Origin of the sequence: Leptospira bandrabouensis (assembly GCF_004770905.1) — a bacterium.
Taxonomy (GTDB): domain Bacteria; phylum Spirochaetota; class Leptospiria; order Leptospirales; family Leptospiraceae; genus Leptospira_A; species Leptospira_A bandrabouensis.
The window spans coordinates 1,355,847-1,379,133 of record NZ_RQHT01000014.1 but is presented as its reverse complement, the minus strand read 5'-3'; the positions used below and the strand labels follow the sequence as shown (position 1 = coordinate 1,379,133).

The following is a 23,287-nucleotide window of genomic DNA, read 5'->3' as shown; positions in this document are numbered from 1 at the left end:
TGCGTTGACAGAATTATGCAACTTGTGTTAGAATTTTACAGATCGCCATCTGTTGTTTCCTATCAATTTTTCATTTAAGGAAACACCGAACCGAAGTTTAATGAACAAGCTAAAGCAAAACTATTCTTTATGTCTCTTATTTTTTTCTTTGGTAAGCTCATCAGGCTGCTATTACCATCCAATATGGCAACCTATTTTAAACCCTGCAAAAGATAACTCTGAACAAATCAAACAATTAGGATTGTTGTTAGGTGCCTCTTCTTTAGGAAAAGACGTTTATCTTATTGCTGGACAAATACGTGATCCAAATGGAGTTGCACAAGCAAATTTAGAACTCAAAAATAAAGCCATTTCTTCTAACAAAAAAAATATAGCATCCACATACACCACAGATGTAGGAGGTCGTTTTTATATTAGCTTAGGAGCAGGAAGACATTCTTTCGATGTATATAAAGAAGGGCTTTTATTTTTTGAACTCGTATTTGAAGTGTTAAGTGCTAATAATGTGCAATTGGTTAGTGCATTACAAGGAATGGAAATTACTCTGGCAGTTGTTGTACCAAGCCAAATTGGTTCTGAATTTGATTTAGTTGACTCGTTTCCAAAAAATAATACTAATATATACTCAACCATCAACCCAATGCAATTATACTTTTCAGAAATACCCGAGTTTGTTGCATCTGGATCTACATTTCAGAGTTGGGCATTCGATAAAATAGTAATCATCCCAAGCATCGGTAGCCCACCATTTGAGGGAAATATGGTGGTCACTGGAAACAGGATGGACATTCAAATGGCATACAGTTTTGCAATGAATACTCCGTACACAATTTACATTACTGGAATTAAATCGGTTTCTGGTAAAACTGTAGCCCCACGGATGATTCGTTTCTGCTTTGAGCCTTCCATACCTTGCGTTTTTTCTAATTGATTCCTAATTTAAGGAAACTAGACTCAGTAAATTCAAATCCTCTGGTAGAAAGCATAATGCCAACAAACAAAGCCAATTTTTTTTTGACAAGTCTTCCCTACTTACTCACTCTCTCTTTCCTATTCTCCTGTTCTCCCACAGGGGAAGGAATCGATCAAAGAGTTGCACAAGTTCCTAACCCCAAAGAACTTAGAAACAGTTGGGTAGAGGACAGTGCCGGAGTATTAACTGACACAACCGTCATTGACCAGATGATCAATGACGAAGAACAAAATTCCGGTTTAGAAATTGCCGTTGTGACTCTTCCCACCATTGAAAGTTATGTGCCAAAAGATTTTGCCGTCGCTTTATTTAATTATTGGAAAATTGGGAAAAAAGACAAAGACAACGGAATTTTAATTTTACATGTGATCGACCAGCGTCGTGTGGAAATTGAAATTGGATATGGCTTGGAAGGGGACCTACCAGATGCCACCGTCAAACGAATCATCGATACCTATACAATCCCAGCATTCAAAGCTGATAATTTTCAAAAAGGTCATGTTGATACAGTTGCAGCCCTAATTCAAAAATTAAACCATCCAGAAATCCCTGTAGAAGATTTAGTTTCCAATGTTAGCGATACAAATGTTTCATCTGATACAAGTAATTATCCGACTAACACTGAATTATCGAATAAATTCAAACGAAATGATTATTATGATTACCAAGGGAAATCCTATACACAGCTTTCAGAAGAAGAAAAGAAAATATTAGAAGAAACCATTGATCGATACAATACAACGGGAAATTATTTTTTAAACGATGAAGAATCAAGGTTATTAAATGAAAAACTTTCGGAACAAGAAAGAATTGAAAAAGAAGAATCATTTCATTATAAACAATTTTTTATTCTAGGATACCTTGGCTTATTTGTATTTTTAAATTTACTCCAAAGACTCATCGTCTGGATAACACCTTCCCCCACTGCCAAATACCATATAGTTCACAAAACCGATTTTGTATTGTTTTATGGCCTAGTCATTAGTCCTGTCATCATAACGATCACTCTTCTTTCTTTGGTTTTAGAAGATGCATTATTTCCTGTGTCTATCTTTATTATCATTGGTAGTATTGTCATTTTTTTCATCTTTTGGGGAGACTTACGAATGCGTAAGCTCACGGGCCGATTACAAGCCATTCGCAACATCCCCAGAAAGTGTGGTAAATGTGGATCTATCATGACAAAACTTTCCGAAGAAGCAGATAACAAACATTTATCGGAAGGACAGGTTTCTGAAGAAATTGTCAACTCTATTGATTATGATGTTTGGGTTTGTCCAAGTTGTGATGCCAATGCCATTCTAAAATTTCCTAACATCAATCCTGAATACATATACAAAGGAACATCCTTTCCCAAAATCAAAGTTTGCCCTGAATGTAAATTTGAAACCTTTGTTTGTAAATCAAGTCGTGTTTTATCAGAAGCAACTTACAGCAGTTCGGGGAAAGTAGAAGTAAGGCGAACTTGCGCCCATTGCAAACATAGTGCCACCGAATACGAAACCATTCCTAAAAAACAAAAAAGTAGTTCTGGTGGTTCTTCCGGTGGCGGTGGTGGCGGCGGAAGTTTTGGTGGGGGTTCTTCTGGCGGTGGCGGGAGCGGAGGAAGTTACTAAGGGGACTCTAAACCGCTAGACTTTAATAACCTGGACCCTGCGAAAAGAAACATAGTATTTATCCCTACTTAAAAATTCTCCTTTTCCGGGTTTCTCCAGACACATTCCCCTATTCCAAATTGTTACCGATTTAGAAAATGGCTTTATGTACAATTTGTATTCCCTTAGAATCAAACGTCCGTTTGTTTCCACTAAACATAAATTTTACGTTTTGATTGTTTGTCTTTTGATTGGCTCTTCGATTACGGCCGATGAAAATGTGGCACCTGCTACCATTCACGATAAAAAAGGAAATTGGAATATCCAATGGGGTTACAACAGAGATTATTATACACAAAGTGATATTAACTTTCGGGGACCCGGATACAATTACAGTTTAAAGTCAGTGGATGCCAGGGATAAACCAGAGTCTTTTAAAGCCGATGTTTATTTAAATCCAACCAAATTTGAGATCCCGCAGTACAATTTAAAATTCAGTTATTTTTTTACCGATCGATTCTTTTTATCCTTTGGCGAAGACCATATGAAGTATGTGGTAACACAAGGCCAACCGGTAAAATATTCAGGTTATATTGATCCCGGTGTCATTGCAAAAAACCAAATGGCATTATCCACTGAAGCTGCTCTTTTTATCTACTTGTTCCCAAATCATGTCCAGGAAATGGCCGGGTATCATGGGGGCGATCAAACCATCGCATTAACTCCCGATATATTAAAGTACGAACATACAGATGGATTAAACTATCTCTTTTTAGATTTTGGGTGGATCACTCCCCTTTATACTTCCTCTGATGGATTGAGTGGACTTAGTTTAGTTTCTTCTATTGGTGGTGGTCCTGTGGTTTGTCGAAGCGACGTACGCGTGTTAGGTAAAGGTCAAAACAACAACTTCCATCTTTCTGGTTATGGTGTTTCGGGATATGTTGCCACTCGTTACGAATTTTCTCGTACTTACTTTTTAGAATTTGGTGGAAAAGGTGGATACATAGATCTTACCGATGTTTTGACCACTGGTGGCTCCAATCGTGCTTCTCAAAATTTTGGATTTTTAGAACTGATTTTATCAGGTGGAATTGCGATTTAGAATTTTTGATTTAATGGATTGATTTTGTTTGTACCTCAATTCGAGTAGAACAATGAATGAATCCATTATTTATGAAATCTCTGTCCAATCATTCAAAAGAGGACTTGGGAATTTAATTAAAATTTTAGAAAAAGCAGAAATCCATTCTGAAACCAAGAAGTTCCCTTTTGAAAATTTGCTAAACTCACGACTCTTTCCAGATCAATTCCAGTTAACCAAACAAATCCAAATAGCTTGTGATACCGCCAAACTTTGTGTCGCTCGTATCACAGGAAAAGAAGCTCCTGTTCATGAAGATTCAGAAAAAAATCTAAATGAACTCAAAATAAGAATCCAATCAGTGATCCAATACTTAGATACTTATAAAGAAGAAGATTTTAAATCAGTAAATGATATCAAAGTTTCGCAACCAAGATGGGAAGGAAAATATTTAACAGGGTTCGAATATTTGACTCACCATGCAATTCCCAATTTTTATTTTCATATAACAACTGCCTATGCGATTCTCAGGCATAATGGTGTGGAGATAGGGAAAAAAGATTATTTGGGTGAGATGCCATTTAAGAAATAGGAGTGAGCCCGGTCGGTTTTGGACAGGGCAACTATCACCTAACCAATTCGAGGCGCCCATAATTCTCAAAGTCCAAGCATTGTCCCTTGCTTCTACTAGCAGGAAAATACTTTACAATGAATTAAAATGAGTTTCATTGGGATCAAGTCTTATGGTGCCAACTGTTTTTGAATACAAACCTCGACTACAACTCAGCCCTTATATAGAAAGTTATCTCCTCATCCAATGTGAGGAAAGTTTTATTAAATCTATCATTCCGCACCATTCGTTTGTTTTGACCATCAAACTCAAAGGGAATCATCACTACCGAATCCATTCGGATTCTAAAAGTTTACCGATTATCTCTTTGTCGGGTTTACGTAAAACAGTAAAACATAATACACTTTCGAAAGGAGCAGAAATTTTGATTGTTAAGTTCCAACCATGGGGTGCTTTTTCTTTTTTCAATATGTCTATGAAGGAATTGAATGAAGTTGGGATTTCTGGATATGATTTATGGAATCAATCAGATTTAAATGAGATGTATTCACAATTATTGGAATCAAAGGACAATCATTCGAAGATAGATCATGTTGAGAAATTTTTATTAAAAATGATCCAAAAACAAATCATTGATAAACGTATTTTGGAAGCGATTTCTCAAATGCACTTGTCGCAAGGAAAAATCAAAATCAATGACATTGCCTCCGTTTTGAATTTAAGTATCGATACCTTTGAAAAGAAGTTTCGAGAAGTGATAGGAAGTACTCCCAAACAATTTTCTTCCATCATAAGAATGAATTCCGTAATTCAAGAAATTCGAAAATATAATTCGCTCACAAGACTTGCTTATGATTTTGGATATTTTGACCAATCACATTTCATAAGAGAATTCAAATCATTCACAGGCAAAACACCCACAGAATTTTTGACTTAAAAAAAATCACCCACCCTGATTTTTTACAATCCCTCCTTACAAAAATTCGTTATAAACATTCAATACTTATCTACCAAAGGAAGATTGTTTATGTTACAAATTTTATTCAATTTGAATTGGATTGCTATCGGATTGGCATTCCTTGTCTATTTTTTTCTAGGTTACGTTTGGTTTACTGTTCTGTTTGCAAAACCATATAGAATTTCTCTCGGAAAAGAAAACGAAACAACAGAACCTCTCACGCCAATATTTATCATTGGCCCCGGAATTTGTACTCTATTCAATCTAGTCACCACAGCAGTTTTGTTCTCCGCATTGCAAATCAACCAAATGGCCGATGCGCTCCAATGGGGATCTTTCATTGGAATTGGATATTTAGCTGCCAATACGTTTAATATCGCTATCAATCCAAACATTCCGAAACCCATTCTATATGGTATCATTTCCAGCGCCTATCACCTAGTGGGAATCAATATCGCCTCTTTTCTACTCATCCAAAACTTCTAAGGAATAAAAAAGCCGCTTTCCTTTCGGAGGAGCGGCTTTGATCCAAACCAATGAACCAACTTACCTACGTAAGTCGGTATACATTGTATTTTTCTGACTTAACCCTTACGCTACTGGACCGTATTGGCTGTAGTCAAATTCTTTGGAACCAGTTAGGTATTTTTTGTAGTTCTCAATGAATTGTTTTGCAAGGTCAGTTGCTGTTTTGTCGTATTCTTCTTTGTTTTCCCAAGCGTTACGTGGGTTGAGGATATGTGCATCCACACCGTTGATTGTTTTCGGGAAAGACACTTGAAATACAGGGTGTTTTTCGAACTCGGATTTTTCAATGTTTCCGTTAAGGATTTCATTGATGATTTGGCGAGTTGCAGGAAGGTTCATACGTTTTCCTACACCATACTTTCCACCAACAAGACCTGTGTTGATTAGGTATGCATTTACTTGGTGTTTTTTCATTTTTTCACCGAGTAACTTTGCATAGTATGTTGGGTGGAGAGTCATAAACGCCTGACCGAAACAAGCAGAGAATGTTGCTTGTGGTTCTTTCACACCGCGCTCAGTTCCCGCAACCTTAGCTGTGTAACCAGAAAGGAAGTGATACATTGCTTGTTCGATAGAAAGTTTAGAAACCGCAGGAAGAACACCATAAGCATCGTAAGTGAGGAAGATTACAGTGTTTGGGTGACCTGCTTTGGATCCTGGTTGGATGTTGTCGATGTGGAAAATTGGATAAGAAACTCGAGTGTTTTCTGTTTTCGCAGCAGAAGAGTAATCTACCTTTTTAGTAGCCGCATCAAACACAACGTTTTCTAGAAGAGCATCACGACGGATGGCTGCATAGATTTCTGGTTCTGTTTTTGGATCTAGGTTGATGGTTTTTGCATAACATCCACCTTCAATATTGAAGATTCCGTTATCGTCCCAACCATGTTCATCATCACCGATGAGTTTACGGTGTGGATCTGTGGAAAGAGTTGTTTTTCCTGTTCCAGAGAGACCAAAGAAAAGAGCGCTATCTCCGTCTTTACCCACGTTTGCAGAGCAGTGCATTGTGAGAACGTTTTTGAGTGGAAGGTAGTAGTTCATGACAGAGAAAATCCCTTTTTTCATTTCTCCACCGTATTCAGTTCCACCGATGATACAGATTTTTTTCGCTAAGTGGAAAATCACAAACACTTCAGAATTGAGGCCGTGTTCTTTGTATTTTGCGTTTTTGTAACCGGATGCATTGATGATGGTAAATTCTGGATTTAGTTTTTCGAGTTCTTCTTTGGTTGGGCGAAGGAACATGTTTGTGCAAAAATGGTGTTGCCAAGCTCTTTCAGTCACCACACGGAGGGAGATACGTGTATCGTTGTTTGTTCCTGCATGACCGTCAAAAACATAGAGTTTTTTATTATCTAGGAATTTGGTGACTTCAGCGTATAATTCATTGAAAATAGCTTCGGAAACCTTTGTGTTGACCGGTCCCCACCAAATGTTGTTTGTGGAAGAAGGTTCATCGACAAAGTATTTGTCTTTAGGGGAGCGACCCGTAAAAATCCCGGTATCTACCATCATCGTCCCATTATCAGAAGTTACGCCTTCTTTGTTGTTCAATTCGTGCTGGTAAATTTCTTCGTAAGATAAGTTATGGAAGACTTCAGACGGTTTAAGGCCTAATTCAGCAAGGCCGCGCAGATTAGTAGATACTGACATGGATCTCTCCTCGATTTCACTTTGTGTTTTTCTAGCTTCTTACTTTGCGAGTCGGTGTCAATAACAGAAAATGAAGATTCTCCACGCATCCGCAGAATATTTTCCTTACATTAAGATGGGTGGGCTTGCCGACATGCTTTCCTCCCTTACCAAAGAACAGGCAGAGACGGAAGAAGTTTATGTCGCATTGCCTCTCATCACTTTGATGGGTAAAGAACCCAAATGGACAGGGAAAGAATTTCCTGCTCTCCTCCCGGCCGATTCCAAAACGGATTCACTCGTCGTTTCCATACTCAGAAACTCTAGGTTTTTGGAAGCGGAAGAATCAGGAGTCAAATTGTACTTTTTTCAATCAGACTTATTCCAATCCTTAAATTCAATTTATGGACATGCAGAAGAACATTTTCGGTTTGCCATGTTTTCATACTCCTGTTATGCGCTAAGCCAAATTCTAAAAGTAGATATTTTCCATGCCCATGACTGGCATACTGCTTTGTCACTTGCTTTACAAAAAGATTCTGCTTTCCCTATCCCCTCAGTCTTCACTGTCCACAATTTGGCTTACCAAGGAGACCACCCCTATTGGATGACCGGGTTTTTAAAAGAAGAACCTTTTCGCCTAATCACAAGTCCCTTTGACCATGATGGAAAGTGTAATTATATGAAAGCAGGGATTCTATCGGCAGCACAAATCACTACGGTCAGTCCCGGTTACCGAGTAGAAACATTGTCTGAACCAAATGGATTTGGGCTTAGTTATTGTTTAAACCAAAGATCTTCTGACTATTCTGGAATTTTAAATGGAATCGATACAGAAGAATGGAATCCAGAAAAAGACAAAAGAATTTTTAAATCTTATTCCAGAGAAAACTGGAAAGAAGGAAAATTAAAAAACAAAGAAGAGTTGTACAAAGAAATTGGAAGGCCTTTTTTACCAATAGATGTACCTTTGATTGGACTAATAGGAAGGCTTACTTTCCAAAAAGGTTTTCCTACATTTTTACAAGCCTTTTTAAATAGAAGGCACCTACCACACCGTTATGTGGTCCTTGGCTCCGGTGATTTGGAAATGGAAAAAACATTTTTTTATCTCTCCGATCACTTTCCTGGAGTATTTTATTTTTATAGAGGTTATAACGAAAGTTTGGCTCACAAAATTGAAGCAGCCAGTGATTTTTTTCTTATGCCTTCTTTGTTTGAACCTTGTGGACTCAACCAAATGTATAGTCACGCCTATGGAACGATTCCCATTGTTTCTCGTGTGGGAGGTTTACGGGATACTGTGGAAGAATCTATTTTATTAGATTTCAAAACCGGAATTGTATTTGAACCGAATGACGCGAGTTCGTTGGGATATGCTTTAGAACGGGCCAAAGATTTGTTCGAATCTACAGATCGAGAAACCGTAGTGAAAAACATTATGAATTTGGATTGGAGTTGGAAAAAAAGAAAATTAGAATATGATGGAGTTTATCAAAAAGCAATTGATCTAAATATATAAGCTATTTCTGATTCCATTGGGAAATTTTTTATTCCCAATTGTTAAAAAGTAAGTATATGAATTTTTTTTATTTAGTCACAGTTTTATTTACGATATTTACTTTATCCTGCAAACTCAATCTAAACAATCCCAGTGACCCAAGATCCAAAGATTTTTTTCTGACTAATTTATTAAAGGCCTTTCTACTTTCTGATCCTTGCCTCAATTTTCAAACTTGGAAAAAAACTTATGGTACCGGCGTTTACAAAACAACTGGATCTGATTTAATCATATTATCCAACGGGGATTATTTAGTTTCTGGGATTACTAGAGAATATATAGTTCCTGGCTCACCTACAGGTGTCACCAATAACTTTGCGGGAAGCCCCGGAATCAACCTCAACACATTTTTGATGCGAGTTTCACGCACCAATGGGGAAATCTTATGGGTAGATTATCTGGGAGAGGCTGGAATAGAAGTCAGCTATAGACCCAAATTAAGAAAGTATTCCAATGGAGATATTTCTGCTGCATTCATTGTGAAAGGAGCCGAACAACCGGGAACGATCAACGCAAAATCGGGAGTTGGGACAACTTCCGCACTATTTGTCGGAAGAATTCGAGAAGATGGAACACGCGTTTGGTTTACTTATTTAGATTCGGCAAGTATAGGAGATTTTGTGGTCTCTGCAATGGATACTTCCAACCGTTTGCATGTATTTATCGAAAATCTGGGTGGTAGTCCTGCTCATACTTCCTTTGTAGATGGGCCTGCAATCAGCAATTCATCGTTAGGTGGTTCATCGGATTCTGACACAATTCACCTAATTGTAAATGAAAATGGAGCCATGAACTTTCAAAGATTTTTCACAAGTGCCGGGGGTGATTTTATCTTTGGAGCGGAAGCCAATGCCAATGGACTTTTTGTCACCGGGACCTCTTCCCAAGGTGCCAATGGAACTACCCATCCCAATGCAACTTACCAAATGCCCTTCGTTATGAAACTAAACGAAACGGATGGAACAACCATCTGGTATCAATATTTTGGAACTACTATGGAGTTGGATTACGGTGCCTCTCGTTTTTTCCTGAAAGATGATATGATTTATATGATTGGCTCAGGTCGATATACTTATGGAAATCCCGTTGAACCCATCATTGGCGCAGATGGAACTAACAAACATTTTATTTTAACCAAGTTGAATACAAGTGGCAGTGTATTGTGGAATTCTTTTTTAGGAAACGCCGCAGAAAATGTAATGGATACAACAGAATCAGAACCAATACTTCTTTCCAATTCGCAACTTTTAATTCGCATGCAAACCACTGCCATCAATGGCCAATTTAGTTCCCTTCCCGATTCTATTACTGGTAGTGGATCTGGCCCTTATACATTGGCCGATGTTTTTGTGAACTCACAACAAGGAACATTCAACAGGTTTCACTATTCTTCCAACTTAAGTTTGCCTGCCATGGAACAAACCGACAAAATAAGAGAAGTATGTTCTGGGAAGCTAACTCGTTTGAATTACACAAGATTTACCACAACTCCACCAATTGAAGCCACACAACTCTCCATCGAAAATGTAAGTGTGCCTTCAATTTTGTAACTTTGGGCGCCTCGCAATTGTTACGTGTATCTATAAAATAATGATGTAAGCGACCGCGCTTTACGCTCCAATCTTTCGCATCGCGAAAGGATTTCCGCTACAATCGCTGGCGTTGTTGTCTTAATTCTCTTAAAATTAAAAAATTAAACATTAGGACTCGTACGAATTTTTGGACTAATTTTTTATTCGTATAATCCCACAAAAGACTTGTGAAATTTCCTATTTCGATTCCTTTAGGAAACCGAATTTTATTATCTAATTCCATTCTTCCCCTTTTACAGATTTTTTGAATGGAACCGAAAGGGAACTATGTCGACAATCAACTTTTACCAGAAAGCTCCGACTATCAAAATCTTAATATTAACACTTTTACTTTCTCTATTTTCACTTAATAACTGTAAACTGGAACTAAACAATCCGAGTGATCCAAGATCAAAGAGTTTTTTCGAAACTGCACTCTGGAATTTCTTTCTAAATTCTTTATGTAATCCAAATACAAGCGGGTATTTTCACTTTGGAAGTGGGAATACTTTAATCATACCCTTATCTCTCAAAGTATTAAATAGTGGAAATACTGTAGTTACTGCAATATCGGGAGAACCACTTTTTTGGAATGGGAGTTCAGGAGGAGTTAACGCAAACCATCAAAATTCGGCATTAAATGGAGTTGTTTTCGTCATAGACAAAAGTTTTTCAAGGATATTATGGCTGGATTATATTGGTGAAATGAGTTATGGAGTTGATGATTGGCCAATACCAGAAACCATCTCGATTGATGAATTTTCCAACGGAGATTTGGCAGTTTATGCTTTGGTAAATGGTGCAGGAAGAACAAATGTAACCAATGCAAAAACTACAACGAATGCATTCTACCTTGCTCGGCTGAAACAACATTCTGGAGAAATTGTTTGGCAAGGTTATTTGAATAAAGACAACACAAGACTTGGAACAAAGAGTTATGCGATGTCCATCCTTAACTTTGATCGAATTGCACTATTATTCCAAGGTACTTCTGAGGCTTCATCTCCAACCCAAGACAATATAGGACTTGGATACCCAGGCCTTCCCTATCCAATCTATGGCTCAAATGCAACAACGGCAAGCCAAAAGGAACTAGGAATTGCAGTTGTTGATGGAAATGGAAATGGACTCAGTCAAAGTTTTTTGCCTAATACCGGAACTTTAACGGAAGCAGTTTTATTCAAATCCGATGGAAACAAAATTTTAATTGCTGGTGGAACATCAAACAATTTTGTTTCTACTTCAGGTCACCCAAGAGTAAATGAAAACAGAGTTTTTTATGGAGTTATAAATTCCGGGTTAACTTGGGATGCATTGAGTTATTTTGGACCAACAAATACAGTTGGAACTTTCAATTTACAAAAAACATTATTTGCTAATGATGAAGTTTTTTTAATTGGGAAAACTGATGAATCTTATCCTACACCTAACACGTTATATCCTTTCCAAGGAACAACTGGTCGCAGAAATTACCAAATATTGAAACCAGACAAAAGAAATACTGGTTTAATCTGGGGCCAATTTTTGGGAGCCAGTGCCTACAATGTTCCAGAAGTATTACCAGGTAATTTAGCATTCAATAGTGGAAGGCGGGAAATTGTTGGAAATCTATTGGCGATAGACAATGGCAATGTATTTACAGGTATATCTTCTGATATCGCTTTAGGCAATTTTCAATACCCACTGGCTCAAGCAAGATTGAAAATCAATCCTTCTAATGGTGGATTCAATCAACTACAATACTATGATGCCACCTCGGACAGTAGTGGTAATAATGGAAAGTTTCTCACCAATCAAGTGGACGCATGTTCGGGAAGAATGGTCACAATCCATTCCAAATTCGGTGCCATTGCAAACTTTAGTACTGCTAGAAATTTTGAAATCTCAACAAAACCTGCGAGTGCAGAACCATAAAAGAATATATACATAAAATTTAGTTCGATCGATCTCTAAACTAATTTTTGATTCGTACTGTATTAAGACATCTTCTCTTAGGGAAATCGACAAAGGGCTTGAGAAATTCGTCACTTCCCTTAGTATGGACAAAAAAGAAAAACCTTTCGAATCGAAAGGTAATTTAGTTTGGCGATGAAAGAACATATATATTTTAAAAAAAAATTTTCTACACTTCTTATTTTTTCTATTTTAATCATAGAACTTAACAACTGTAAGTTGAGCTTCAATAACCCTAGAGATCCTTTTTCAAAAAGTTATTGGGAAACTTGGCTTTGGGAAGAGTATTTAAGAGGCCTCTGCGATTCGAATATTCGTGCTTCGATTCGTTTAGGATCCGGTAATTACAAGATTTATCCTTATAAATTACTTAAACTTAAAAATGGGAATTTTGTAGTTACAGCGGGAGTTTATGAAACGATTACTTGGAATGGAAACAATTCTGGAAAAAATTTTTCCTTCTCAGGAACACCTGGAACGAACATGAATGCGATTGTTTTTTTAGTAAATGGAAAATCATTTCAAATTGAATGGTTGGATTATATTGGTGAAACAGTCAATGCTTCTGACAATAAAGAAATCGCACCGATTTCTGAATTATCAAATGGTGATGTAGTAGTCGCAACATATATCAAAAGTGCAGAGCAAGGCACTCCCCTCTCGCCGAAATCCAACACAAATTCATTAATCTTGGTTCGTTTTGACAATAAAGGTGGTCGAATTTGGAGTACTTATTTAGATAAAATCGATAACTCAATAGTGGAAAATAGGTTTGCTCTCGTCACTGATGATGTAGACAATATACATTTATTTTTTAATGGTCGCGCAATTTCTATGACTCCAGATACAAATGGATTTGGTGAATTTCCTACCGTAGAGGTTGCATCACAGGCAACCAATGCTGGAATGGAAGAAATTGGTTGGGCAACCATTTCCCCACAAGGACAACCAATAAGACAAAGATACCTACCTTCTTATGGGAGGGTCTTAGTCTACAATGCAACCTATAGTTCTGACCGTTCCATATTACTGTTTGGGGCGGCAGATGATAATTTTGTCGGTAATACAGGACATCCTTTGCCTTCCTACAATTACCAGAGACCATTGGTAACAAAAATTTCACTTTCCAATTTTTCGATTCTAAACAAAACCTATCTTGGTTCATTTAATACCAGTCATACCATAGGTGTCATTTATGGAATAGCACCAGCAACTGATGGTATTTATACATCAGGCATCAATGCAGGAGATTTTGGAACATCATTTCATCCTTTTCAGCTTTATCCAACTACCACTAGTTTCCGTAATAATATTTTTTCAAAGTTTGATTGGAATGGAAATTTAATTTGGAATCAATTTCTAGGATCTACGACCATTGATTCACTCGAAATTCCAGCTATCATTAGTTATTTATCAGAAAGTAATAAAATTAAAGCTTTTACTTTCTCACCCGAAAATGGAATGCAATATACTGGATTAAATATTCCTACAACTGGAGTTGGAATCAATCCTTATCAAAGGACTACACTAAACATTGACGCTTCTAATGGACATTACCAATCCATCCATTATGAAACAAGTTTTTATAATTATCCTCCTACCGCACAAGAACCAACTTATAATATAATTTCTGTAGCAGAGGCATGTGGTGGCAGACTTGTTCGATTGCAAAACGTTATAGATTTAAGCACCGAAGTCGGAGTTTTAGAAATCTCTACTCGTCCAGCTAGTGAGGAACCTTAAACAGGTTCCTCATAGACTTTCAGGCCAAACAAATAATATATTCTGATAGCAACACTGAGATTCTAGTCAGTGATTTAATTCAGAAAAAATAAATTTTTTTTCGTTTTTTTCTTCCTATTTTGTCACAATCGAGAAAATCAATTGTCCCAAGAAGAAAACAATTCTTTAGGAGAATTTTATGAAACTTTTTTCTCTCATCCTGACTGGCTTTGTTGCTGTAGAACATGTGTTCATTTTAGTATTGGAAATGTTTCTCTGGAAAACTGAGTTTGGAATGAAAGTGTTCCAACTAACACCTGAAACTGCGGAAATCACAGCAAAGTTAGCAAAAAACCAAGGTCTCTACAATGGATTTTTAGCGGCAGGACTTTTTTGGGCACTCTTCTTTATCAAAGACCAAAAACAAAAATTCCAAACCATTTTATTTTTTCTCATTTGTGTGGTGGTGGCAGGTATTTATGGATCAGCCACAGCTAAGTTTTCGATTTTGTTTTCGCAAGGTTTGCCAGCTTTCCTTGCTCTTGTAGTTCACTACGTAGCCAACAAAAAATAATGATCGACGATCCGCATCTTTCTTTAATAGAAAATTCTCTGTCTGGTAAAACAAGTGCTTTGGAAGAATTGATTCAAATCTTCCAACCCAAAGTTTTTTCTCTGGCATTGAAATTTTTATGGAATCCGGAAGATGCGGAGGATGCTACCCAAGAAATTTTAGTCAAAGTAATTACGAACTTAGGAGGTTTTCGAAAAGAAAGTAAACTATCAACTTGGATTTATAGAATTGCCAGTAATCATTTAATCAATTTACAAAAATCAAAAATGGAAAGAAGAAAGGTTCATCTTCGAGTGATAAGAGAAGAATTACACAAAACCCAATCGCCATACAATCCTGACTACCACTTACCAATCCACCTCCGCGAGGAAGAACCATCACCTAAAGTTTCTGAACTTGTTTTACATGTACAAGTAGCCTGCACCTATGCCATGTTACAAGGTCTCACGAGACCTTATAGAATGGCTTACCTCCTAGGGGAAGTATTCCAAACATCTAGTGAAGAAGGTGCATCCGTGATGGGCATTCGGCAAGAAACCTTTCGTCAAAAGTTGTCCAGAGCCAGAAAACAAATGGAGACCTTTCTTGGAAAAGAATGCAGCTTAACCCATGCCCACAATCCCTGCCAATGTACGAATCGAATTACATACGCTACGAAGGCAGGAAGGATTAATACCTACCTCAAACTTTCCGAACAAATGAAACTAGACGGAAGATGGAAAGAAATAAAACCAATGATGGCAGATACTTCCAAAATTCGCAAAGCTGCCGAAGTATTTCGCAATCACCCCGAATTTTTACCTAAAAAAAACCAATTGGAAAATATCAGGACATTATTACACAACTCGTTTCCACTCTCGACTCGGTGAACTTCCAAAAATACGTTTATATGCTTTGGAAAAAGAAAAAGCGGACGCATAACCTACATTTTGTGCAATTTCTTCAAGCCCCATATTTCCCTTCTGGAATAATTGTTTGGCTTTTTCCATTCTAAGTTTTGCCAAATATTCCATCGGAGGAATTCCTAGTACATCCCTAAACTTGTTAGCAAGGTTGGCTCGAGACACACCTGTTTCTTTCGCTAAAGATTCAATCGTCCAATCTTTACTATATCCATTATGCAACTTTTCTAGTGCATACAATACTAATGAGTCATGGAATGCTTTTACCCAACCTACCTGTAAGGTTTCATTTTGATTTAACCACATCCTCAACATATAATATAACAAAATATCGGTTAACCTTTGTACGATTAAATCTGTGCCTAAATTTAATTCCAATTCGCGAGACAGAATTTGAATGATATCACCTAGTGCATGATGAGCTTGTATAGACTCAAATGGTATGTGAATATAATCGGGTAATTCCAAAAAGAATGGATGTATTGGTCCAGGTGGCACTTCATATCGAATCGAAACAAACGTAGTCACAGGATTTTCCTTTCTAAGACGAATCTCCTTATCACTTAAGAATCTTTCTATAGTAACCACCTTTGCCTTAGGGTCAGATAAGAGTTCGTGATTGATTCCTCGTGTGATAAAAATTAAATCACCTTTGTGTAAAGGAATTGTTGTATTTCCCATCCTCGCATAACAGCTGCCTTGTGTCACTACGTGAAAACCACCACTCCTTTCACAAGGAAAGTGGAATCCAAAGCTATCGTAAATTTGACCTTTGGAAAGGAGGTCGTTTTTCCAACCTGCGGAGGATAGAATTTCAGAAAGTAGGTCCATTACCCTTTTTCTTTCCAAATTCACCAAATGTCTACCAATTTATACGATCTGATATATTTTTAATATTTTACGGCATTTACAGTCTAGAATTTTCGATGTATTCTAGATAGATCAAGGATTGGATTCCGAAACGAAGGATAAACTATGAAAGTATTTGTATACGGCGGCTCAGGACTCGTCGGTGGCCACTTAATCAAAGAATTGTTAAGCCAAGGGCATGAAGTTTTTGCAGGATCAAGAAAACCAGAATCCCAAAAAGGTTCGAACCAATTACATTGGGTCTTCGCTGATTCGAGTGAACTTACCAAAGGACAAGAAATTTTAGAAAAAGTCGATGCGGCTTTTTTTATGGGACCTCCCGGACAAACAAACCAATATGAAATCCTTTCTCCTTGGATAGAAAAAGCAAAACAAGTCGGTCTGAAAAAACTAGTTTTAATGACAGCTATGGGTGTGGAACATGCCCCACCAGAAGCACCATTCCGCAAAACAGAAATTATGCTTGAAGGAGCAGGAATTCCTTGGAATATCATTCGTCCTAACTGGTTTATGCAGAACTTTCATACCTTTTGGATTGCAGGAATCAAACAAGATGGAAAAATTTATTTTCCAGGTGGGAATGCCACGACAAGTTTTATTGATGCAAGAGACATTGCCTCTGTAGCTTCAGTCCTACTCACTACTTCAAAAAATGATAACCATGCCTTTACTTTGACAGGGCCAGAGTCAATCGATCATAAAACAGTAGCTGACCACTTAACAAAAGTAAGTGGTAAAAATATTGAATATGTTGATGTAGATCCAAAAGTATTCGAATCTTCACTTGTAGCTGCTGGACTCACAAAAGACTATGCGGCATTTCTTGTAATGATTGCTGGGGCCTTAAAAGAAGGATTTGCCTCTACTATTTTGGATACGGTAAAAACACTAACTGGCAAAGACCCAATTACCTTTAGCCAATATGCCAAAGAAAATGCGAATGTTTGGAAATAAAAAATTCAAACATTTGAATTAGAATCGATAACAAAAAGTAAAGATTGAATTTTAATCTGGGATTAGAATCCGGTTGGCAGCTCCGCCAGCTGGATCTTCTAGTATATTCCTTAAAAGTAATTTACGAAACGGTAAAAATACCGATCCGCTTACGTTTACATGGTTTTTATAAAATTTTTTGGTAGGGATGACTTTTTTCTGTTTTAAACTGACTGGATCATAAATATATAAACCTGAATTTCTGACCCAAACAAGTTCCCCTTCTTTCCAAAAACCTAATTTATGACCATGTGTCCCCCATTTCGATTTTTTAACATCTGCTAGGTTGTCTGTATGATACATTCGGACTTCCCCAGTATCAGCTGCGACCATATACAAAAACTTACCGTCTTTTGAAAAACTAATTCCATAAGGAGTTGAGGGAATGGGAAACTCTTGAAATGAGTTTTGTTCTACTTTATACAAATATCCCACTGGATTTCTTTTTTGGAAAGCTTCCGTATAACAAGCAATTACGATTTGTTTTGATTCCGGATGAAACTCTGGTGTGTATGGATAAAACTTTGATTTGTATTCTTTTAATTTTGACAAATTTTTATTTTGAATTTTGTAAATAAAGGCTGTGACATCTTCTGATTCATCATCTTTTAAATCTGCATCCACAGCAAAGGTAAAATATCCGGTATTATCTTCTTGCGAATACCCAATGACGGAACTTTGGGCAAAAGACTTTTTATCATTCTCTTCTATTTCAAAAATTGGTTCTGCCAGATCTATTTGATTTGTTGTCAAATCCCATCCGATATAAAAGTATCTTTTGGCATTCAGAGACTTATGTTTATTTTCGATAACAAAGCCTGCACGTTTTGATTTTTCATCATAAAATAAAAATTCATAAATAGTGAATGGCAATGGTTTGCCTTTTGTTTCTATTTGTCCAAGAAACTGAGTTGGTTGTGATAGATAATAAGCTTCTAAGGGAATAGAACGATAAATTTTTGACTTAGACTCAGTATCAAAAAAATACAATCCTGGTTCATCAAAATCGGCAGTTTTGCCTATATAGATCCACTTATCACCATTCGTAAAGAATGGGGAATTTCCCTCAACAAATGTTGGTCGAACATTAAAATCAGTAGCAAAAGAAAATTCTGATTCGATGCGTTGTGCCGATAGAGAAATTCCGAAACTAAGAAGAAAGGTAAAAAAAATGGAATAACGCATAGTAATCTCCGATGTAACTTTTTGTATGGTGGAAAATACTACAAGGCCCCTTATTTTTTACAACCATTGTTTACACTAATGTGAAAAATGTTTTTGTAAGCAGACAAATTTAACTAAGGGGACATTAAGAGAGGAAACCAATCAGGTGAATATTTGATTTGATTGATGATATCAAATAGTTTTCAAAAAAAATTCGTAACCTAACCTATAGTTTAATTCAATGGCATCATTACTTAAAATGGTGTTTCTATGTTTAACAGGTTGTTAATTCTAAATATACTAATATTCATATTTTCTTGTAAATTAACTCTGAATAACCCAAACGATCCGAATACAAAAGACTATTGGATAAGAGCGTTCATTCAAGAATATTTATTAAATGATGGTTGTAGGAATTTTGCTGAGTGGAACAGGCGCTATGGTGAATCTACGTCATCTACTTTTGGAGCCGACTTTCAATTTTTATCCAACGGGGATATTGTTTTAATTGGTATCACCAAAAATCCTATTAAACCCGGTATTATGAACGGGATTACGGGATCTTTTGAAGGCACACCAGGAGTTGCTAAAAATCTTTTTCTGATGCGGATTGCAAGAAACAATGGAGACATCCAATGGATAGATTATTTGGGACAAGTTTCTAATCCAACATACAACCTAAAACTTCATTTATTTTCTAACGGAGAATTAGCAGTCAGTTTTATAGCTTTAGGTTCTGGGCAATCAGGTACGGGCCTCATCTCACCTAAGTCAAGTTCATCGGCTGAAAAATCCGTATATTTAGGAAGACACCGCACTGATGGTAGTCGTGTTTGGTTTACTTATTTAGACTCTGCCTCGATTGGAGCAAATTTAGTTACCACATTAGATCAAAATGACAGATTTCATTTTTTCGCAGAGAACGATGGATCCACTAGCCATACTCCTTTCTCGGAACTTCCTGCCATCCAAAATTCAACTTTGGGTGGGGAGAGTGATACAGATATCATCTATGGTCTCGTTGACTCCCAAGGAAATGGTGTTTACCAAAGATTCATAACAAGTTCCTATAATGAATCTCCATCCAATGCAGTTTATTCTAACGGCTATGTATATTTAGCTGGAATAACAGCTGGAAATCTGGAAGGATCTGCTCACCCATACTTAGGGGGAACTCTTCCTTTTATTACAAAATTCAATACATCGACAGGTAATCGAGAGATGTTTATTTATGCAGGATACCCAAGTGCGTCATTTGACTATAGCCTTCAACTTGTAGTAAGTAACACATCCATTTTACAATTGTTACGAACCACTTTATCTTGGAGTTCTGTGATCAAGGAACCAATTCAAGGTGATACAGATAATTATGCCTTTGCCCAATATGATTTGAATGGTGGTTTACAGTGGGTATCATTTTTAGGATTTTCTAGTGGCAATGTAGCTTTCTATGAAGAACCACCTACCTTATTAGAATCCAATGGGCTTTGGAGGAATAGGTCTCGAATTCCAACTGGATTGGGACGTTATACTTCTGGGGAGTCTGTCAGTTTTGGTTCCGGATCTGGAGACTATCAACTAGCAGATGTTTGGATTAATCCAAACACTGGGTATTTTGATCGTATCCTTTATAGTTCCAATATTAGTGGAACAGAAAATAAACGTACCGATCAAATGAAAAAACTTTGTGATGGAAAATACGGATATATGGATAGAGTGTTTTTCTCTGAATCAGAAGAACCAACACAAATAGAGTTCCAAACTTTGAGACAGTAAAGGATTCATCGGATCCTCTTTACTTCAATTTGAGGATCATTTCCTTTACTTACAAATTTCCATTTGTGCCAATTCAGCAAATAACCAATCAGCAGATGGTATTTCCTTACCTTGCGAAAATTGAATCCTGTATGGGGTACCCGTTAAAAATGATTTTGAGGCAATTTTTTCAATGAAAAGTTTTGCGGTCCAATCTTTAGGTTTTGGAGCAAAAATCGAACTTTTAGCTTCTTCTAATTTATAACGTAGATGTTTCTCCGCTTCTTCTGGTGTATGAGTATCTCCATTACGAATAAAACTTCCCTGGATTTTTCCCACTTTTTTCAAAAGTTTTTCAATTTTTTGTTCTTCTGTGAATGGGTAACAACCATCTGTTTTTGCATATAAATGCAAATGCATGGGAACCAACTCGAATAAAATAACAAATAGAAAACAAATAGGTCGTATAAATTTCACAAACATACCTTTACAAGATAACTGACTGACGGTTGTTTCAAATTGACCCTTAGTCAATCGTATATTTTTTCCTAGCATATTTTTTAAGATTTTCGCATTCTGGAAGTATGAGCCGCACGCCAATGGCAGAACGTTCGCCTAAAAAAAGAGCCGTATTGGAAAAAGATAAAATTTCCAAACGAACCTCCATTCTTCAATCCGCAGCTTATCTTTTACAAAAAAAAGATTGGGCAGAGTTATCTATGGATGAAGTTGCGAAACGTGCTAAAATTGCCAAAGGCACTTTGTATTTATACTTTCCAACAAAAGAAGATCTTTGTCTTCGAGTTCACAATGCAGACTATGAAGCTTGGTTTTTAGATATGGAAGGTTTTTTAAAAGAAACCAAAGTAGTCGATGCCGAAGTGTTTTCTAATTGGTTTGTTGATTCAATGGATAGACATGTCCGTTTTTTAAAACTATTGCCAATTGTTCCAACCATCTTAGAAAAAAATGCAAGTGTGGACACCATTCGTGAATTTAAACTCAGCCTTAAAGATCAAATTTACAAAATCCTCCCCCTTCTTATCAAAGTGTTTCCTTTTTTCAATGGACAATCTGCATTTTTATTTTTGATGCAATGTCATGCTTTAGCGATTGGATCTTGGTCACATGGATTTCCTTCAAACCAAGTGAAAGATGCAGTGAAAGAAAATGGATTGGATATGTTTGTTTTAGATTATAAAAAATTCCTCAGAACATCGATCCTTACACTACTTAACGGCTATAAAATCACTTAGCGAGTTTCGGATAAAATCTGTTTTACCAACTTTTCTTTTAACTTAACGTCTATTACTTGTTTTCTATTACTATCATCCAATTCCATCTCTAGTAACTGATCGCGGTCACTGTGATAAATATATTTTTTGTCAGATATAATCCACGATTTCTGAATTTCAGAATTCCAAGTTTTTAAAAATAATTCCAGTTTATAATCAGGTGTAAAAAAGAGTTTACGTCGATCCAAATGAACTTGGTCTTTATTTTGATTTAACAAACTTAGGATCGTTGTTTTAAAATCTATTGAAGTACCCTGTTTCGGACTAAAGATTTTTCCCGATTTAACAAAATAAAAAAGAAAAGGAACATCTGTTTCCTGATTATACAATGAATAATTATGTGCATGGGCACCTTCTTCGCCAAAAGATTCCCCATGATCTGCAGATATTATAATTACTGTTTCACGATCCGAATTTTCTTTCCAATAAGAAATAATAGAATCCAATACCTTCACTTCTTCCTGTAAAGCTACCTTATAACGAATGGATGGTGATTTCCATTCAGAATTAAGTCCATTTACTGCAACAAAATAAGGACTATGAGTTTGGCTTAGACCAATCAATACAAACAAAGGATCATTTGATTTTAGGTTTATTTTTTTTTGTGCAGCAAGTATCACGCGATCGTCCATACCCCAACTAAATGAGGAGTACAGAGAACCATACTCTTTTTCTAATGTAGTTTTATCCCATACTGTTTGAAAAATTTTCGGAAAGAACCTATCCATTCCTTCAAAGTAAATGGATTGTGTATAAATCATAAAGGTTTGGTAATTATATTTTTTTTGTAATTGTTTAGGAAGACTATCTTCCAGTAAAAAATTATCTAATTGCAATCTGGTTTGATAAAGTTGCGATTGTCCAGTCATCCACGTAAATAAACTTTTAGAAGTATGTGGCATGGGAATCCAAAAATGGGACCCTTCTAGGAGAGAAAAATCGATGTAATTTGATCTTTGTGTAGATAAATGTTTTCTAGAAACACCTTCCAATATAACAAAAACTATATTTGATTTCTCTGGTATGGATTCCAAAAACGTTTTCACTCTTTTAGTTTGCGTGATGGAGATTGAGGATTTATTACGAACATCCAAATCCTCCCTTTCCACATGAAAGGAAAGAAAAAACAAAATCACCACTGACAATAGAATAAAAATCTTTTTTCGAGTTTTATAAAGAATCCAATAAAATCCTAAAAACAAAACGATCCATTGCGACAACTTCCATTGGTATAAAAAACTGATTAAATCATTAAACAAAAGTTGTATATGTTTTAAAAAATAGATAAACAATTCATAATTCACCTGAGTCTGGTATACTTGTTGGTAACCAAGAATCATTACATATAATATCCAAGAAATTAAACGTAAAATTAAACTATATTGATTTCCTTGATCCTGTTTATATCTTAAATAGAATTCTAAAAATAAAACAACAACGGTAAATGTATTCAGAAAAAAACTATGTAAATATATCCAAACATCGATGGACCCTGAAGTAATTCCCTGAAAACAATATAAGGACAAATAAATATAGAACATAGGTGTACTTTTCCAGATGGAAAAAATAACATCGAACGTAAC

Annotated in this window: 20 protein-coding genes; 15 read left to right on the top strand and 5 right to left on the bottom strand. The window is 36.4% G+C overall.

The annotated features are described in order from the left end of the window. Nucleotides 1-100: 100 nt before the first annotated feature. From EHR07_RS13740 to EHR07_RS13715, 6 genes are all read left to right on the top strand, one after another. A complete protein-coding gene (locus EHR07_RS13740) occupies nt 101-931 on the top strand; it encodes a carboxypeptidase-like regulatory domain-containing protein (RefSeq protein ID WP_135745588.1) in 831 nt (276 codons plus the stop codon). Between the two features lie 56 nt (nt 932-987). Next, entirely contained in the window at nt 988-2,589 is a 1,602-nt protein-coding gene (locus tag EHR07_RS13735; RefSeq protein WP_135745587.1) for a TPM domain-containing protein, read from the top strand. Nucleotides 2,590-2,734: 145 nt separating this feature from the next. Next, nucleotides 2,735-3,673 carry a hypothetical protein gene (locus EHR07_RS13730; protein ID WP_135745586.1) on the top strand — a complete coding sequence of 313 codons (939 nt, stop codon included), beginning with the start codon at nt 2,735-2,737 and terminating at the stop codon, nt 3,671-3,673. Between the two features lie 64 nt (nt 3,674-3,737). Next, nucleotides 3,738-4,244 (top strand): DUF1993 domain-containing protein, encoded by a 507-nt coding sequence (locus tag EHR07_RS13725; protein WP_425270303.1) that lies wholly within the window; start codon nt 3,738-3,740, stop codon nt 4,242-4,244. Nucleotides 4,245-4,395: 151 nt separating this feature from the next. Beyond that, on the top strand, nt 4,396-5,160 hold the full coding sequence (locus EHR07_RS13720) for a helix-turn-helix transcriptional regulator (RefSeq protein WP_135745584.1): 765 nt from the start codon (nt 4,396-4,398) through the stop codon (nt 5,158-5,160). Between the two features lie 90 nt (nt 5,161-5,250). Next, nucleotides 5,251-5,667 (top strand): DUF1761 domain-containing protein, encoded by a 417-nt coding sequence (locus EHR07_RS13715; protein WP_135745583.1) that lies wholly within the window; start codon nt 5,251-5,253, stop codon nt 5,665-5,667. Between the two features lie 105 nt (nt 5,668-5,772). Here EHR07_RS13715 and pckA read toward each other — a convergent pair whose 3' ends face one another. Beyond that, nucleotides 5,773-7,365, bottom strand: a complete 1,593-nt coding sequence (gene pckA, locus EHR07_RS13710; protein WP_135745582.1) for a phosphoenolpyruvate carboxykinase (ATP) — start codon at nt 7,363-7,365, stop codon at nt 5,773-5,775. Nucleotides 7,366-7,435: 70 nt separating this feature from the next. Between pckA and EHR07_RS13705 the strand changes: the two genes are divergently transcribed. From EHR07_RS13705 to EHR07_RS13680, 6 genes are all read left to right on the top strand, one after another. Next, nucleotides 7,436-8,866: a glycogen/starch synthase gene (locus tag EHR07_RS13705; protein WP_135745581.1), complete on the top strand. Its 1,431-nt coding sequence runs from the start codon at nt 7,436-7,438 to the stop codon at nt 8,864-8,866. 56 nt (nt 8,867-8,922) lie between these two features. Continuing rightward, on the top strand, nt 8,923-10,455 hold the full coding sequence (locus EHR07_RS13700) for a hypothetical protein (protein WP_135745580.1): 1,533 nt from the start codon (nt 8,923-8,925) through the stop codon (nt 10,453-10,455). Nucleotides 10,456-10,764: 309 nt separating this feature from the next. After that, complete coding sequence (locus EHR07_RS13695) at nt 10,765-12,390, top strand: hypothetical protein (protein ID WP_135745579.1); 1,626 nt, start codon at nt 10,765-10,767, stop codon at nt 12,388-12,390. 174 nt (nt 12,391-12,564) lie between these two features. Further along, entirely contained in the window at nt 12,565-14,172 is a 1,608-nt protein-coding gene (locus EHR07_RS13690) for a hypothetical protein (RefSeq protein WP_238735717.1), read from the top strand. A gap of 178 nt (nt 14,173-14,350) precedes the next feature. Next, a complete protein-coding gene (locus tag EHR07_RS13685; protein ID WP_135745578.1) occupies nt 14,351-14,725 on the top strand; it encodes a DUF1304 domain-containing protein in 375 nt (124 codons plus the stop codon). Further along, the gene (locus EHR07_RS13680; RefSeq protein ID WP_135745577.1) at nt 14,725-15,594 is read left to right on the top strand and encodes an RNA polymerase sigma factor; all 870 of its coding nucleotides are present in this window, start codon (nt 14,725-14,727) and stop codon (nt 15,592-15,594) included. Before EHR07_RS13685 ends, EHR07_RS13680 begins: the two co-directional genes overlap by 1 nt. Here EHR07_RS13680 and EHR07_RS13675 read toward each other — a convergent pair. Then, entirely contained in the window at nt 15,562-16,458 is an 897-nt protein-coding gene (locus EHR07_RS13675; RefSeq protein WP_135745576.1) for an AraC family transcriptional regulator, read from the bottom strand. The genes EHR07_RS13680 and EHR07_RS13675 overlap by 33 nt on opposite strands. 144 nt (nt 16,459-16,602) lie before the next feature. Between EHR07_RS13675 and EHR07_RS13670 the strand changes: the two genes are divergently transcribed. Then, nucleotides 16,603-17,451 carry an NAD(P)H-binding protein gene (locus tag EHR07_RS13670; protein ID WP_135745575.1) on the top strand — a complete coding sequence of 283 codons (849 nt, stop codon included), beginning with the start codon at nt 16,603-16,605 and terminating at the stop codon, nt 17,449-17,451. A 51-nt stretch (nt 17,452-17,502) separates the two neighbouring features. Here EHR07_RS13670 and EHR07_RS13665 read toward each other — a convergent pair whose 3' ends face one another. Then, nucleotides 17,503-18,675, bottom strand: a complete 1,173-nt coding sequence (locus EHR07_RS13665) for a YncE family protein (protein WP_135745574.1) — start codon at nt 18,673-18,675, stop codon at nt 17,503-17,505. Nucleotides 18,676-18,924: 249 nt separating this feature from the next. Between EHR07_RS13665 and EHR07_RS13660 the strand changes: the two genes are divergently transcribed. Beyond that, nucleotides 18,925-20,430 carry a hypothetical protein gene (locus EHR07_RS13660; protein ID WP_135745573.1) on the top strand — a complete coding sequence of 502 codons (1,506 nt, stop codon included), beginning with the start codon at nt 18,925-18,927 and terminating at the stop codon, nt 20,428-20,430. A gap of 45 nt (nt 20,431-20,475) precedes the next feature. Here the strand turns inward: EHR07_RS13660 and EHR07_RS13655 are convergent, their stop codons facing one another. After that, nucleotides 20,476-20,892, bottom strand: coding sequence for a DUF5329 family protein (locus EHR07_RS13655; RefSeq protein ID WP_135746297.1), 417 nt, complete (start codon nt 20,890-20,892; stop codon nt 20,476-20,478). A gap of 101 nt (nt 20,893-20,993) precedes the next feature. On the opposite strand from EHR07_RS13655, the gene EHR07_RS13650 reads away from it, so the two are divergent. Further along, complete coding sequence (locus EHR07_RS13650; protein WP_135745572.1) at nt 20,994-21,665, top strand: TetR/AcrR family transcriptional regulator; 672 nt, start codon at nt 20,994-20,996, stop codon at nt 21,663-21,665. On the opposite strand, the gene EHR07_RS13645 is transcribed toward EHR07_RS13650, so the two are convergent. After that, the gene (locus EHR07_RS13645) at nt 21,662-23,245 is read right to left on the bottom strand and encodes a sulfatase-like hydrolase/transferase (protein WP_135745571.1); all 1,584 of its coding nucleotides are present in this window, start codon (nt 23,243-23,245) and stop codon (nt 21,662-21,664) included. The genes EHR07_RS13650 and EHR07_RS13645 overlap by 4 nt on opposite strands. Nucleotides 23,246-23,287 lie beyond the last annotated feature (42 nt).